The sequence below is a fragment of the Marilutibacter maris genome (genome assembly GCF_006546735.2).
Classification (GTDB): domain Bacteria; phylum Pseudomonadota; class Gammaproteobacteria; order Xanthomonadales; family Xanthomonadaceae; genus Marilutibacter; species Marilutibacter maris.
In genome coordinates, this window is sequence record NZ_VICD02000138.1 from 1 (window position 1) to 15,413 (window position 15,413).

Sequence of the window (15,413 nt, forward strand, 5' to 3'; positions counted from 1 at the left end):
ACTGAGCTCAAGTTTCTTACGATCCTCTAACTCAACGTCATTTATACGCTGGCCTGCCACTGTCGTCATAAAGGCTGCGAACTCCGTCTTGTTTCCGCATAGTTCGCAAAAATCGTGTTTGCGTTGTGCGTTTAGGTTGACTCCCTTTGTAGAGGATGACCTTTTGGGACGTTTACATGCACAATCCCAAACCAGCCCGTTCAAGGATTCGAGAGTCGCTATGAAGCGCTCGTCCGTCGGACTCTTCTGTTCTACTGTCTTAATGAATTGACGTAGTAATTGGCGTTGCATTCGGACCATGGCCTCAAGTCCTACCATTCGAATGATCGCGCTGAATCCTACTCCAGCACCGGCTCCAGGAACATGGCCAGCGTAGCTTCCTGGAAGTGTATCCATGTAGGTTGCCAGGGCAGGATCGATGACTTCCTCTATCAAGCGCACGATCGGGTAGCGTCTTGAGGACGCAGAGTAAGGGTGCCAGCGTTCTTCAAACCGCTGGATAGCTTCTGTGACGACTGGGGCACAACCTTCCCAGATGACGATGCTCGATTCATTTTTCATGTCAACCATTTTAGCCAATTTATAGGCTTAAACAAGTGGCATTGCTGGGCACCATAGAGCTTTCATAAGTAAGTGGAGGCACAAGTATGCAAGCAATGGCAAGCAAGACGCTGATCAATCGAAAAGTGCTCTTAGAAATGATTCCTCTCTCCTCACGGACAATTTACAACTTGGAGAAGCGAGGTGAGTTCCCTCGCCGAATTGCACTTACCAGCAGAAACGTCGCGTGGGACTTGTCGGAAGTAGAGCAATGGATTGAAGAGCGCAAGTCGTCTGGAATCCAGGCAGCTCGACCTGGCAACACCATAGAGGCCTAACAGTATGGCCCTTGATCTTATGGCGGCCTTTTCAGAAACGCCGCCGCCCCTTGATTATGTTTTACCTAACATGGTTGCCGGTACGGTGGGGGCCTTGGTTTCACCAGGTGGTGCCGGAAAATCCATGCTGGCTTTACAGCTTGCCATGCAGATCGCTGGAGGCCCGGACTTGCTGGAAGTCGGAGAGTTTACTGTTGGGCGAGTTATCTATCTCCCCGCAGAAGATCCTCCTGCTGCTATCCATCACCGATTACATGCGCTTGGAGCGCATCTGACCGCCGAGCAGCGGCAAGCTGTTGCTGAAGGCTTGTTGATTGAGCCGCTGATAGGAAGGTGCCCCAACATTATGTGTCTCGATTGGTTCGATGGCCTTAAGCGAGCGGCTGCGGGTCGCCGCCTTATGATCCTGGACACCTTACGTCGTTTCCACATCGAAGATGAAAACGTTAGCGGTCCGATGGCGCAAGTGATCGGGCGTATGGAAGCCATCGCCGCCGATACAGGGTGCTCTATCGTTTTTTTGCACCATGCCAGTAAGAGCGCCGCCATGATTGGTGCGGGTGACCAGCAACAGGCCAGCCGTGGGTCGTCTGTTCTGGTCGATAACATTCGCTGGCAATCGTACCTGTCTGGCATGACGCAAACCGAGGCTGAGGAATGGGGTGTTGATGATAGTCAGCGTGGGTACTTCGTTCGCTATGGCGTGAGCAAGGCGAATTATGGCTCTCCTTTCGCAGAGCGTTGGTTCCGGCGTCACGAGGGCGGTGTGCTCAAACCTGCCGTGCTGGAGAGGCAGCGCGTAGCCAATGGCGTGCTGCCATTCAAGAAATCTAAGGTGAGGTCACGTGATGAGCTTTGATCTTACCCATGTTCGACATGATCCAGCTCACTGCCTGGCTCCTGGCTTGTTCCGTAGTCTGAAGCGTGGAGAGCGAAAGCGGCTCAAGCTGGACGTAACCTATACCCATGGCGAGGATTCGATACGTTTCTGGGGGCCTGAGCCTCTAGGTGTTGATGATCTTCGCATCCTACAAGGGCTTGTGGCTATGGCCGCAATTTCTGGTGATGGGGGACGCGGGATTGTGCTGCGAAACGAAACAGAGTCAGAAGTTGGGCAGCAATTGCGTCTCTTGCTAGACCTGAAGTGGGACGCGGTTGAGAAGGATGCAATGGTTTCCAAGGGGAGCTTTCGACAACTGGCCCGAGAACTTGGGTATGCCGACGATGGAGGCAGCCAGTTCAAAACTATCCGCGATAGCATCGAGCGCCTATGGGCAGTATCGGTCATTGTGGAACGTAACGGGCAGCGTCAGGGTTTCCGCATCTTGTCCGATTACGTCAGCGACGACCGGGAAGGTAAACTGTTTGTCAGCCTAAACCCTCGATTAGCAGAGGCTGTAATGGGAGAACGTCCACATACTCGGCTCGACATGACTGAGGTTCGGGCGCTACAGACCGATCCTGCTCGATTAATACATCAGCGATTATCGGGCTGGATTGATGCCGGTAAATCTGGACGGGTAGAACTGAATACTCTTTGCAACTACGTTTGGCCGGATGCAACGAAGAACCCCAACACCTTGAAAAAGCGCCGTCAGACGGCCCGGAAAGCGTTGACTGAACTTATTTCAGTGGGCTGGACTGTACATGAATACGCCAAGGGAAAATGGGAGATTAGGCGGCCAGGGGCCAACCAAGTCAGCCCCCGGCGTGACAGCACCCATCCCCGGCATAATAGTACCCGTCCCCCGGCATAACGGTATCCCATCCCCGGCATAACGGTACCCGCTTCAATCGCGCAAACGCTTGCAGGGCAAGGCTTTCCGGCCTGTTTTGGAAATCGATCCAAGATATTCCAAAGAATATCCATCATGCGCGGCATAGCCCGCGCCTGAATGGCGCGTTCATGCCTTGCCAACTCAATCGGCCTTTGGCCGATGTTTTAACGCCAAGAGGGTGGCCGATTCTGCTTCCTCGCTAAGGGCTTTCACCTCTTCTTGGCGTTCAATCCGTCCGAAGGACGACCAAAGCCGCCTTATACGCTCCAGGAGCGTCGTTCAGAGGCCGACTAGGGGTACTGGAGGGCGATGCCCGAAGCGCCTCTCTGGGCGGTTCAGAAAGCGTATTCAATGCATCAAGATGAATAGCAACTTAAGCCAGTAGCGGTCTGTAAATGTGTGTAGTTTGTAGTATGTAGTAGCACCATACAACATACTACAACGCTACATTTCCTATTCGCATATACATCGTGCTCGCAACCTGTCTGAAGGTGGGTGCGCGGCGCAACAAGAATGCCTCAACTAATACCGACCCCAAACAGTCAATGAAATCGCAGTCAAGTGGGTGGGGTGTTATGGAAGTCTTTGTAAAACAAAGCAATGTGTCGGATGCCCACGTGTTTCATTGACATTTGAGGGGCGGGATTTCAAGCAAGGTGGCTACATGAGGGAACTCACAGGAAAGCTGTGTTTTTGTGTGTAGTGAATGACGAGGAAAGTAGTCATCTCAAAACGCTGCTAGACCACTATTTTAGCGCTGTTGAGTCGCTATAAGTGCGCTGTAATACCGCTGTAAGTGTCGATTTACTCGGAAAAACACGGTTTGCACAGGAATAAACATGTTACTGCACAGAAATGCACATGCCGTACGCGCAAGAATCAACGCTGTGGTGCGGGCAGGATAGGTGAAGTAGGCCCACCGACAAGTCGGCGGTTCCTTCTTCACTTACCTTATTCGCGCCGGGGCGCTCAACGGTAATCCTGCTCTGCGAGGCCATTGGCTGCCGCCGTAGGAGTTGTTCGGTTAAATTTCTCCATGTCAACTTTTATGTCCAATTATTGAGCTTATACGTTATGCATTGAAAGGCACGATAAAGCATTCATTGGTAATGGAGAACAACGAATGCAAAATGTGAAAAGAAAAAATTTAGCCGCTAAAATTGCACTGGTCGTCGCCATGACGACCTGCACTTTGCAGCCTGTCCACGCCGGTATTCCTGTAGTTGATGGCACAAACCTATCGCAGAACATCATGACCGCGATGGAAGCGGTTGCGCAGACGCTCAAGCAGATTCAGGAATACCAAACTCAACTCCAGCAGTACGAAAACCAACTGCAAAACACGATGGCCCCGGCGGCCCATATTTGGGACCAGGCGCAGCGCACCATCAATGATCTGAACCAGGCAACCAACACACTCGCCTATTACCAAAATCAGCTTGGCAGCCTCGATGCCTACCTGGGCAAGTTCCAGGACGTGGCCTATTACCGCAGCTCGCCGTGCTTCTCATCGGTGGGGTGCAGCGATGCCGAACGGGCCGCGATGGCCGAGAACCGCCGCCTGGCGTCTGAATCGCAGAAGAAAGCCAACGACGCGCTGTTCAAGGGTTTGGAGCAGCAGCAAGACAACTTGCAGGCCGACGCTAGACAACTCCAGCGTCTGCAATCTGCCGCCCAGGGCGCGGACGGCCAACTGGCCGCTATCGGGTACGCCAACCAGCTCGCCAGTAACCAGGCCAACCAGCTCCTGCAAATCCGTAGCCTGCTGATTGCTCAGCAGAATGCCGTTGGCACTCGAATGCAGGCAGATGCTGACCGCGAAGCTCAATATCAGGCTTCACGCGATAAGCTCTATGAGGGGCTGTCACAGCCAGTCAACCGTTCTCACAGCAAGGAGTACTAAGCATGAAATACATGATGCAAATGCTAACACTCCTACTTTCTTTGTCCCTCATGGCGGGGTGTAGTGAGAAGGAAGAAAACTGCGAAAAAGCAAACCCACAGCAAGAGCAGTGCGAAAAACAGGACGGGACTATCTACGATAGCCTGAAAGAACCGGTGGATCGCTCTAAGAGCAAGGAGTTCTGATATGAAAACAGTACTTCTTCGATTTGGGGCAGTACTGCCCTTTGCTTCCATTTCACCAGCCGCCTTTGCCGAAATAGATAAAGGCGGTGTGTTGAATGAAGTTTCGGACCGTTTTTTAACCGAAAGCTCAAATTGGGCGACAACAATTACTGATCATGCGTCCTGGTTATTCTGGACACTGGTTGTTATCTCAATGGTCTGGACGTTCGGCATGATGGCATTGCGCAAAGCCGACATTGGCGAATTCTTCGCTGAGTTTACCCGCTTCACCATTACTACCGGGTTCTTTTGGTGGCTGTTGATCAATGGGCCTGGCTTTGCAATGGATATTATCAACTCGTTGAGAAATATCGCGGCTGAAGCATCCGGCCTGCCAAGGGGGTTAAATCCGTCCACGCCGATAGATATTGCGTTTGACATTATCGCTAAGGCAGCGAGCAGCTATAGCATCACTAGCCCTATGGACAACTTGTCCATCTTCCTAACCACGCTTGCCATATTGGCATGCATGGCCATTGTCGCGGCCAACGTTCTTCTTGCCCTAGTTACGGCATGGATTATTGCTTACGCGGGGATTTTTGTATTGGGCTTCGGTGGCTCGCGCTGGACCTCTGACATTGCCGTCAACTATTTCAGGAGTGTGGCCGGTATAGCACTCAAAATCATGACAATGACACTGCTGGTTGGGATCGCTATTTCTATTATCGATGGTTATCACGCCGACCTTTCAGAAGGTGCGCCAATGGACGAATTGTTGGTCATTTTCGTTGTGTCCCTTGTCATGGTTATTCTCGTTAACTCCGTACCAAACGTGGTTGCAGGTTTGATTCCTGGCGGTGGTGCTGCTGCGAGCGCTGGTAGTTCATTCAGTGCAGGGGCCTTGATTGGTGGTGCTGTCGGTGCCGGTGCAGCCGTCGCATCGGGTGGTGCTGCGCTTGGAAGCGCTGCAATGTCCGGGGCGACTAATATGGCCGGTGGAGCTAGTGCTGTAAAAGCAGCCTTTCAAAAGGCGCAATCCAGTATGGCCGGTGGAGACATGCCGAGCTTCGGCGGTAGCTCTAGTGATACCGGCGAAAGCTGGGGTGGTAGCACCACTGACAGCAATAACGCGAGCACGGGTGATACGCCATTTGCCCAGGCAGCAGGTTTTTCCGGAGCGGGCGGTTCCAGCTCAGGCGGTGGGTTTGGTCGGGCAGCTTCTCTAGCAGCTGGAACGGCTGGCGAGCTTGCTAAAGGGGTTGGGGCAAAGATGGCCGGAAGTTTTCAGGACAGGGCGAATCAGACCGTCGGCGGACGCCTGGCATCCTCGATTCGTGAAAGCATGGAACCAAAGAGTGATAACGATGCTGGTAGCGCTGATCAGGTGAGTGATACCGCATTGTTCGACAGCGATAGCTTGAGCGGTGGTAACAGCGGCGGCTGGGTAAACCAAACAGGTGGCTTTGATGCTCTGTCTAGCGAGGACCAGGACAAGGCCCGCCAATCACACGCTGAGTGGCAAGCACGCGACCCGGAAAAGCACACCTTCGACGTCGGGGACTACGTTTCGTATGCCCAGGAACGCCAGCAGGAACGTAATGAAGAGGTTGCCAGCTTTGTGAACCGCGATCGGCAAGATACGTAAGGAGATAAGACGATGAAAGAACGTAATTTCATGGCTGCCCTGGATATGCTCGACAAAGTCCAGGAACCCCGCACAGAAGCCGATTTTGTGCCGGTTGTCGAACCATCGACCGAGGAAGAGAAAGACACCGACGCGGAGATTGCGGCTTTTGTGAATCGCCCGGACCCTACTGGCCGAATGGAGGCATCGAGCAGCACACGCATCAGCAATGACGCAGGGGCTGGAACCGGGAAAACCCCGTTTTCAGAAGTGGCCGGGTTTTCCAATACCGGCTTATAGAAAGCACACGGGCCGGTGATGGTGCACCGGCCCGCATTTTCACATACCACCTGTCAGAGAGGTGACACATGACAACCACGCATAATATCGAAGTTCAGCAAGCAATTCATCAGGCAGCAACTGAGCTGGCCGCCTTGGAGTTCATTGACCAGGAAACCGCCCGGCAGATTTCGCCCGTCGCGGAGGCGGTGGCCAATATGTTTACGATCCTGTACTACCAGGCTGAAACTGGTCGAGCGACGCCGGAGGACTTCCAGGAGGCGTTGGACACTATCCGCCAGGTGGCAAGGAGGTAAGGCAAAAGATGATGAACGATAAGGCAAAACGAATAACGAGGAAGAGCAGTACACCTATCAAGGTGTACTGCTTACCCGAGGAAAAGGAACATATCGAGGTGCAAGCAAAGCGAGCAGGCATGAGCGCTGCGCGTTATCTGCGTGAGGTTGGCCAGGGCTACAAGATCAAGGGTGTGGTCGATTGTGAGCAGGTCCGGGAGTTGGCTCGAATCAACGGCGATCTTGGCCGTTTGGGTGGCCTATTGAAGCTATGGCTGACCGATGACGTGCGAACTGCCCAGTTCGGCCAGTCAACAATCCTTGCTGTTCTCAGTAAGATCGAGGCGACGCAGGAGGAAATGGGTAAGATCATGACGAGGGTCGTTATGCCGAGGTCTGAGCTATGACAAGGCTATGATCCCTCTTCGTTGTTTTTACGTCGGCGGGCTAGTTCTGCTTTTGCCCAAGCTGAAGACTCCATCATATCCCGCCGAAGCTCCAATTTCTCCTGGTCAGTCAGTCTCCGAGCGCCTAGGCTGGCGTCCTCAACTTTTTGTGGCAAGGCTTGGTTGGAGTTTTCGCTAATATCTATGGGTTTCTTCCTGCTCATGCTTACCCTGCCTATACGTTACTCAATCCGCACGGTCTCCCGTCCATAAAACGGTGGTTTTCTGAACACTCCAGGAAGCTGTTTTTTTGCATCGCCCAAGCCTCCGCCGAGTGTTAAGATACCCGTCAATTTTTCAGTGTTCCGATTCCGTCAATGAATCAACGTCTAGGATACGCCCGAGTTTCGACCGATGACCAGCATCTCGACTTGCAGCGCGATGCCCTCATGCGGGCAGGGTGCGATGTGATCTATGAGGAAGCGGTCAGCGGCAAGAATGCAGCTCGCCCGGAGCTTGAGCAATGCAGAAAAGCTCTAAGAGCCGGGGATACTCTTGTAGTTTGGCGGCTGGATCGGCTCGGTCGCAGTTTGCCTGACTTGGTGCAGATCGTGACCGAACTTGAGCAGCGAGGCGTTGGTTTCGAGAGCTTGACAGAAAAGATTGAGACGAGCAGCGCGGCGGGCAAGCTAGTTTTCCATGTGTTTGCAGCCCTAGCCGAGTTCGAACGCAGCTTGATCAGAGAACGAACACAGGCAGGTTTAGCCGCAGCTCGCGCCCGTGGCAGGGCCGGGGGGCGCAAGCCAAAGCTAGATGCCAAACAGATACGTCAGATCAAGGTGCTGCTGCGCGACCCGAACACAAGCGTCGCCGAGGTGGCCCGTGATTACGGTGTGTCGCGAACAACGATTTATAAGTATTGCGGCGTCGTACCGCCGAGAAAACTCATTGAAGGGACAACATGACCAAGAAGACAACTGCGTTTGACGTGTTCGAGAAGTGTGTTCAAGCCGTCCAGTCAGGGGAGCTGATCGAGTCTCTCTCCGCGAAGGACAAGGAGTTCCATTTCCAGAATTGGTTTCAGGATCGTCTTCAAAGCTTGTCCATGCACTTCGAGGGCTCTGGTCGAAATACCTATCCCGATTTCTGCTTAGTTGAGCACACCGAAGGCTACGAAATTAAGGGGCTGGCTTGGCCAGGACGTGAGCGAGACTATGACTCGAATAGTCAAGTGCCGACCGGCTATCACAACGGGCGTCAAATCTTCTACGTGTTCGGACGTTATCCGGCTGACCTATCCCCCTACCCAGACCAGGGGAACGGCCGCAAACAGTATCCTGTCGTTGACCTCGTTGTATGCCATGGCGACTTCCTGAACGCCGATCACAACTATGTGCATAAGAATAAAAGTGTGAAGGGTTTTGGCACCTATGGGGACATTATGATCCGCGATAGGAAGATGTATGTCGCGCCGACACCCTTCGCCTTGACCGAAGGAACCACCGGTCTGATGACCTTAATTCTCCCGGAAAACTTCGGAACCGATGATCGTTATCAGGTGGTAGGCAATCTTACCCGCGTCGAGGCAGATACTCTGGTTGTTGGGTATAACTTCGATTTACGCACCAATGAGTTGAATGCGGATCGGGTGCCCAACCCTAAAGCAGGTACGCAGCACAGATTCGTCGCCTATCGGCTCAAGGGTCAAGCCAGTAAGCCTGTCTCAATGACTGGTGCCTCTGATCAGCCTGACGGGAAAAACCAGGCGGACGAAGAATGAACGCAGCGCCTGACAAGATCGGACATGTGCCAGCGACCGCTGCGACCGCATTAGAGAGTGATTTTCCGCAGATCGAGATCAGCCAGATAGCCGAGCAGGAAAGCTGGCGTAAGGAGATCAATCGGCCGATTTACCACATCCACAAGTGGTGGGCGACCCGGCTGGGGTCGGTATTTCGTGGCATTACGCTGGGGGCTTTGAGTCAGCCGGGCACTGACACTTGGGAACAGTTCTATAAAACGCACGACTTGGCCGGTAAGGTCGTACTCGATCCCTTCATGGGCAGTGGCACTACTCTTGGTGAGGCAGTCAAACTGGGAGCTAAGGCTGTTGGATGCGACATCAATCCAGTCAGTACCTTCCTTGTTCGTCAAGCGTTCACGCCTGTGTCTGAAGCTGAGCTGCGTGCGGCTTTTAAACGGCTGGAACGCGACGTGGCACCGGAGATTCGGCGGTACTACCAGACCCGTGACCCTCAGACCGGCGAGTTGATCCAGGTGTTGTATTACTTCTGGGTCAAGACGGTCACCACGCCGGAGGGCGAGGTTATCCCCTTGTTGTCACGCTATGTATTTTCGCAGGACGCCTATCCAAAGAAGAAGCCGCGAGCGCAGATCGTATGTCCTGACTGCTGGGGTGTACAGGAGGACCGCTACGACGCTACCGATCTGCGTTGTCAGCACTGTGGCAACCAATTCAACCCACAGAAAGGCCCTGCCGCAGGTCAGTATGTCACTGCTGAGAGCGGTCAGCGTTACCGCATCAAGGAGTTGCTGCCTAAGGACGGCTCGCCGCCTTCCCATCGCATGTACGCGATGATGGCCTTGCGAGCGGATGGATCGAAGGTCTATCTGCCTGTGCGGGATGAGGACTTGGCTCTCTACGAGGAAGCCCAGGTACGGCTTTCCCGAGAGGCGCTGCCTCTGCCGGAAGCCTCTGTTCGGCCTGGTCATAACACCGATCAAGCGCGCGGTTACAACTACACCCATTGGCGCGATTTTTTCAACGCCCGCCAACTGCTTTGTCTTGGGCTACTGTTGCGCGAAATCCTGACCATTGATGACCTTGCAGTGCAAGAGCAGATGCTGTGCTTGTTCTCCAGCACCTTGGAGTTCAACAATCTGTTTTGCAGCTTCAAAGGCGAGGGTACCGGGGCTGTGCGGCACATGTTCTCAAACCACATTCTGAAGCCTGAACGCACCCCGTTGGAAAACTCGGTATGGGGTACTGAAAAGAGCAGTGGCACGTTCAGCACCTTGTTTGAGTCTCGGTTGCTGCGTGCTAAGCGTTACCTCGATGAGCCGTTCGAAATTGCATTCGAATATGACCAGGACGGCAACCGCAAAGGGTCACGCAAAACGGTAGCCAGCCACTCCATCCGCGCTCGTCGCGTCGAAACGTGGGATGAGCTAGATACAGCCGATCATGGCCTGCTCATCCTCAACGGTGACAGCTCCAGGCTACCGGTACCCGCCGGCTCGGTAGACGCGGTTGTGACGGACCCTCCATACTTTGACTTCGTACACTATTCGGAGCTGAGCGATTTCTTCTTCGCTTGGCTGTCGCCTGTACTACGCCACCGTTATCCGTGGATGGCCCGTGAGGACTCGTCCGACCAGGGTGAAGTGCAACACAAAGATCCTCGTGTTTTTGCCCGTCAGCTAGCCGCTGTTTTCACCGAGTCCTGTCGAGTGCTCAAGGACGATGGTGTGCTGGCGTTCAGCTTTCATCACTCGCGAGCGGAGGGCTGGGCAGCTATCTATGAGGCGATCAGCGAGGCGGGCTTGGCCGTTGTTGCGGCTCACCCCGTTCATGCGGAGCTGCGGGGTGCGAGTCCTAAAACGGCGGCGAAAGATCCGATCAGTCTTGATGCAATTCTCGTGTGCCGTAAGAAGGCATTTGCACTCCATAGGTCGTCGGCTATTCAGGACGTGCGTCAATCTGTCGACGCACTGTCATCACGGTTACAAGCTGCTGGCCTGCGTATTTCGGCAGGTGATCGCTTTGTGATCGGTGCGGCTCAAACCTTGATTGCACGAGCTGCTGACGACTTGGGTTTCGACGAGATCAAGGAACACCTTGAGACGATTCGTTTAGGGGTTAGGGCTACGGCTAGAGAGGTCGAATCAGGAGTGGTCGACGTACATCTCGCGACTGTATAAGTCGAATAAGCCCCCGACCAGGGTTAACGCCAGAGGCCAATGGACAATCTTTATCAGGACGCGCAAAAGGGAGGGGGCAAATGAACTCATACAATATCGAAATCGAGTGCTGCAATAGCATAGAGAAGGCAGAAATCACCATTGCTAAAGGGGCGCTGAATATAAAGTATGGGCCGAACGGGTTGGGTAAAAGCACGATTGCGCGCGCTATAGTGGCGGCCGTGGCGAACGATGGCGGTCTTGATAATTTAAAGCCGTTCAAGTATCGGGCTTTTCCGGGTCAGCATGATCCTGTCGTGCGCGGAGTAGAGAATATTGGGTCAGTCTTGGTTTTTGATGATTCATACGTTTCTCAGTTTGCCTTTCAGCGCGATGAGGTTTTGAAAAACAGCTTTGACATTTTTATAAAGACCGAGACGTTCAATGTTGCCATGCAAGAGATAGAGAGCCTTCTTGCGGGAATTAAATCCACCTTTGACGGAAATGACGCTTTAAGCAGTGCAATATCAGATTTAAAAGAACTCCGGGACGCTTTTGGAGTTACAAAAGCAGGCGCCCTTTCAAAATCTAGCAAGGGATACAAGGCGTTTGGCTCGGGCAATAAGATCGAAAATATCCCGGTTCAATTGAAGCCATTTGAGGCTTTCATCAAGAGCGAACAGCCTGCTAGCTGGATTGCTTGGCAGACGAAAGGGAATGCGTTTTTAGACCTTTCAGATAATTGCCCATATTGTGCGTCGGACTTGCGAGAGCCAGAGAAAAAGGACACGGCTAAGCAGGTTGCCAAAGAGTATGATTCGAAAGCCATTGAGCATCTAAATACCCTGCAAGCTGTTATCAACAGACTTGGAAAGTACTTTGAAAATGATTGCCGTGAAAACTTGGAGAAAATTACCAAGTCTAAGATTGAGCTTTCCCCGGAAGAAACAAATTTCTTAAGCGCCCTTCGTGGCGATGTTGAGACGCTACTAGCAAAACTCGAAGGACTCCGGTCAATATCCTTTTTTGCTCTTCGTGATGTGGAGAAAATTGAGGATGAAATAGCGAAGTTGAAAATTGACTTGAGTCTACTGGAAAAGCTCAACTCTACAGATACAAAATCTGTTGTTGATCCAATTAATGAAAAGCTCGAAGAGCTCGTGGGTAGGGTTGGTGAGCTAAAGGGGAAAATAAATCAGCATAAGAGGCAAATAGAAAGATCCATTGTAGAAAACCAGAAAAGCATAAATGGGTTCCTGAATTCTGCGGGCTACAAATATAGTGTCGTGATTAAGCCGGAATCAGATTCATATAAGATGAAGCTTGTGCATAATGATTATGACGAGCATATTGAATCTGCTTCGCAACACTTAAGCTATGGCGAAAGGAATGCATTTGCGCTTGTTCTTTTTATGCATCAGGTTCTAAGTGAGAAGCCCGGCCTTGCCGTGCTCGATGATCCGGTATCAAGCTTCGACAAGACGAAGAAATTTGCGATTTTGAATGAGCTGTTTCGCGGTAAGGCAAGCTTGCGAGATACCACGGTACTTATGTTGACGCATGACATTGAGCCTGCTATCGATGTTATTCGAAGCGTAAAGAGGCTTTTTCAACATCCAAAGCCCACAGCATATTTCTTATCGTCGAAGAACGGCACTGTGACGGAAACAGAGATTAAGGAAGCTGATATTCAGACCTTTGCTCAGATATGCGCAGAAAACGTTAGGAGCCTTTCCGACGAGGTCATTCAGTGTATCTATCTCCGGCGTCATTTCGAGATTTTGAACGATCTCGGAGAGGAATACAATTATCTTGCCAACCTCTTACATGCGCGACCAAACCCGATTCGTAAGACGGCTTCTGGTGATGTGAGTATGACGACCGAAGAAGTTAGTCGCGCAGTGGTGGGTGTTAAGGCTTTTATTCCTAACTTTGATTACAGCGCAATTCTTTCAGTTATCAATGACAAGTCTGAAATGAAGCGGCGATTTCAGAACGCCGGCGTTGGATATGATAAGTTGCAGCTATTCCGAATTTACAAGGAGGTTCACCAGCCGGCGGATGATGGTGATGATATTCTTCAGAAATTCGTCAATGAGTCATTCCATATAGAGAATGAGTACGTCATGCAGCTTAATCCGCACAAATTTGATAACGTTCCTGAGTATGCTGTGCAAGAATGTGAGCGGGTGATTTCCGCGCCTTAGCGGCCCCAGGGAAATGGTCAGGGGGTGGAATGTTAGGAGCTTTCGGTCAGTTTTGGGTCAGCATGGTATTTTTCATGGCATTAGTTTCATGCTTATATGCAACCTATTGAATTTAGAAGTAAAAAAGCGTCAAACTATGATAGAGTGGGAATGAGCCGCTTGTTCGCCCGCGATGGCGCGAAGATGCCGCGCCAGCTACGGCGGCGATGAGATCGGAAGCGGCTGGAGAGCGAACATGACGAATCCGGATTTCCGGGCCGACAACGACCAGCGCTGGATGCGCCACGCGCTGGCGCTGGCCGCGCGCGCCGAGCGCGAGGACGACGAGATTCCGGTCGGCGCGGTGCTGGTCTCGGCCGACGGCCAGGTGCTGGGCGAGGGCTGGAACCGCAACATCACCGAGCACGACCCCAGCGCCCACGCCGAGATCGTGGCGATGCGCCAGGCCGGGATGCGGCTGGGCAATCACCGCCTGCTCGGCAGCACCCTCTACGTGACCCTGGAGCCCTGCGCGATGTGCGCGATGGCGATGGTCCACGCGCGGGTCGGTCGGGTCGTGTACGGCGCCCGCGACCCCAAGACCGGCGCCGCCGGCAGCGTATTCGACCTGCTCGCCGATCCGCGCCACAACCATCGCGTCGAGGTGACCGGCGGGGTGCTCGGCGAGGAGGCCGGCGCCCGCCTGACCGCCTACTTCCGTGCCAAGCGCGCACGCCGGCCGGATTGAGCGGGGCCGGATGCCGCTTTGTCGCGCACCTTGGCGACCGCCGGCGCGACCGGCCCGATGCGAATCTTCCCCCGTTGTTTCGTGGCACTCTCCGTGTGATTTCCGCATGACCCGACCTTATCGATTCTGGCTGCTTGCCGCCGTTGCATGGGTGGCGGTGGGCGTAGGCGGCACCGCCGTCGCGCAGGGCCGCGAGGCCTGCCGCCACGGCTCGACCCGGTTGCCGCCGACGGTCAACTTCCGCGTCGACAACGACCTGTTCGGCGGCCAGGACCAGGGCTACAGCAATGGCGTGCAGTTGACCCTGGTCTCGCCCAACCTGCGCGACTACACCGACGACCCGTGCCTGCCGCGGCTGGCGCACTGGGTCAACCGCCATCTGGAAGCGCTGCAGCCGAGCCGGTTCGAGCAGCAGAACATGATCGCGACCTTCGCCCAGGGCATCTTCACTCCGACCGACTTCAGCCGCAGCGACCTGATCGAGGACGACCGCCCATACGCGGCCGGGCTGCTGGTCGGACTGGGCTACAACGCCCGCGAGGGCGACCGGCTGCGCACCACCCAGTTGCAGGTCGGCATCGTCGGTCCCGCGGCGCTCGGCGAGCAGGTGCAGGACGCGGTCCACGAGGTCACCGGCAGCGAGAAATTCCGTGGTTGGGACAACCAGTTGCGCAACGAGCCGGTCGTGGGATTGATCCACGAGCGGATGCGCCGGGTCTCGGCCAATCACGACGGCGACCCGGGCTGGAGCTGGGACGCGATCGGTCATTACGGCGGCAGCCTCGGCAATCTGACCACCTTCGCCAACCTCGGCGGTGAGTTCCGCTTCGGCCGCAACCTGCCCGACGACTTCGGCAGCACGCCGCTGCGCCCGGCCGGCGAGAACACCGCGCCGACGCGGGAACCGCAGAGCCGGTATCCCAGCGGCTTCCACTTCTTCCTGACCGTGGATGCGCGCTGGGTGCTGCACGACATCACCCTGGACGGCAACCTGTTCCGCGACAGTCACAGCGTCGATCGCCGTCCGCTGGTGGCCTATGCCGGCTACGGGGTGGCGCTGATGCATCGCCGCTGGAAGTTCGCCTTCGCGCGCTACCACAGCACCCGCGAGTTCGACGAGCAGACCGAGACCCCGGTGTTCGGCAGCTTCACCGTCAGCCGCGCGTTCTGAGCGCGGCAGGGCGGGGCGGGGGCTTCAGCGTCCGCCCGGGCGACGCCGCGCTGGCGCTGATGGGCCACGGTGCCGACAC

The 15,413-nt window shown here is 54.3% G+C and carries 15 protein-coding genes and 1 pseudogene; 15 read left to right on the plus strand and 1 reads right to left on the minus strand.

Annotated features, from left to right (window positions below):
• Positions 1-570 (minus strand): annotated as a pseudogene (locus FKV24_RS19570) (LuxR family transcriptional regulator); the annotation flags it as partial.
• 77 nt (positions 571-647) lie between these two features.
• On the opposite strand from FKV24_RS19570, the gene FKV24_RS08855 reads away from it, so the two are divergent.
• The 15 genes from FKV24_RS08855 (at position 648) to FKV24_RS08930 (ending at position 15,334) form a co-directional block, all read left to right on the plus strand.
• On the plus strand, positions 648-878 hold the full coding sequence (locus FKV24_RS08855) for a helix-turn-helix transcriptional regulator (protein WP_141482121.1): 231 nt from the start codon (positions 648-650) through the stop codon (positions 876-878).
• Between the two features lie 4 nt (positions 879-882).
• Entirely contained in the window at positions 883-1,737 is an 855-nt protein-coding gene (locus tag FKV24_RS08860; RefSeq protein WP_141482122.1) for a helicase RepA family protein, read from the plus strand.
• Positions 1,727-2,635 (plus strand): replication protein C, IncQ-type, encoded by a 909-nt coding sequence (repC, locus tag FKV24_RS08865; protein WP_141482123.1) that lies wholly within the window; start codon positions 1,727-1,729, stop codon positions 2,633-2,635. Before FKV24_RS08860 ends, repC begins: the two co-directional genes overlap by 11 nt.
• 1,144 nt (positions 2,636-3,779) lie before the next feature.
• A complete protein-coding gene (trbJ, locus tag FKV24_RS08870) occupies positions 3,780-4,559 on the plus strand; it encodes a P-type conjugative transfer protein TrbJ (RefSeq protein WP_211371829.1) in 780 nt (259 codons plus the stop codon).
• 2 nt (positions 4,560-4,561) lie between these two features.
• A complete protein-coding gene (locus FKV24_RS08875) occupies positions 4,562-4,744 on the plus strand; it encodes a hypothetical protein (RefSeq protein WP_141482124.1) in 183 nt (60 codons plus the stop codon).
• A 1-nt stretch (position 4,745) separates the two neighbouring features.
• Positions 4,746-6,368, plus strand: a complete 1,623-nt coding sequence (gene trbL, locus FKV24_RS20225; RefSeq protein ID WP_141482125.1) for a P-type conjugative transfer protein TrbL — start codon at positions 4,746-4,748, stop codon at positions 6,366-6,368.
• A gap of 12 nt (positions 6,369-6,380) precedes the next feature.
• On the plus strand, positions 6,381-6,647 hold the full coding sequence (locus FKV24_RS08885) for a hypothetical protein (RefSeq protein WP_141482126.1): 267 nt from the start codon (positions 6,381-6,383) through the stop codon (positions 6,645-6,647).
• A gap of 68 nt (positions 6,648-6,715) precedes the next feature.
• A complete protein-coding gene (locus FKV24_RS08890) occupies positions 6,716-6,943 on the plus strand; it encodes a type I toxin-antitoxin system ptaRNA1 family toxin (protein ID WP_141482127.1) in 228 nt (75 codons plus the stop codon).
• An 8-nt stretch (positions 6,944-6,951) separates the two neighbouring features.
• Complete coding sequence (traJ, locus tag FKV24_RS08895) at positions 6,952-7,329, plus strand: conjugal transfer transcriptional regulator TraJ (protein WP_211371830.1); 378 nt, start codon at positions 6,952-6,954, stop codon at positions 7,327-7,329.
• A gap of 356 nt (positions 7,330-7,685) precedes the next feature.
• The gene (locus FKV24_RS08905; RefSeq protein ID WP_141482129.1) at positions 7,686-8,273 is read left to right on the plus strand and encodes a recombinase family protein; all 588 of its coding nucleotides are present in this window, start codon (positions 7,686-7,688) and stop codon (positions 8,271-8,273) included.
• On the plus strand, positions 8,270-9,088 hold the full coding sequence (locus tag FKV24_RS08910; RefSeq protein WP_141482130.1) for a hypothetical protein: 819 nt from the start codon (positions 8,270-8,272) through the stop codon (positions 9,086-9,088). Before FKV24_RS08905 ends, FKV24_RS08910 begins: the two co-directional genes overlap by 4 nt.
• Positions 9,085-11,250, plus strand: coding sequence for a DNA methyltransferase (locus FKV24_RS08915; protein WP_141482131.1), 2,166 nt, complete (start codon positions 9,085-9,087; stop codon positions 11,248-11,250). The genes FKV24_RS08910 and FKV24_RS08915 overlap by 4 nt, the downstream gene beginning before the upstream one ends.
• Before the next feature lie 80 nt (positions 11,251-11,330).
• Positions 11,331-13,436 (plus strand): AAA family ATPase, encoded by a 2,106-nt coding sequence (locus tag FKV24_RS08920; RefSeq protein WP_141482132.1) that lies wholly within the window; start codon positions 11,331-11,333, stop codon positions 13,434-13,436.
• Positions 13,437-13,671: 235 nt separating this feature from the next.
• Entirely contained in the window at positions 13,672-14,163 is a 492-nt protein-coding gene (gene tadA, locus FKV24_RS08925) for a tRNA adenosine(34) deaminase TadA (RefSeq protein WP_111266420.1), read from the plus strand.
• A 106-nt stretch (positions 14,164-14,269) separates the two neighbouring features.
• Positions 14,270-15,334, plus strand: coding sequence for a lipid A deacylase LpxR family protein (locus FKV24_RS08930; RefSeq protein WP_141482133.1), 1,065 nt, complete (start codon positions 14,270-14,272; stop codon positions 15,332-15,334).
• Positions 15,335-15,413 lie beyond the last annotated feature (79 nt).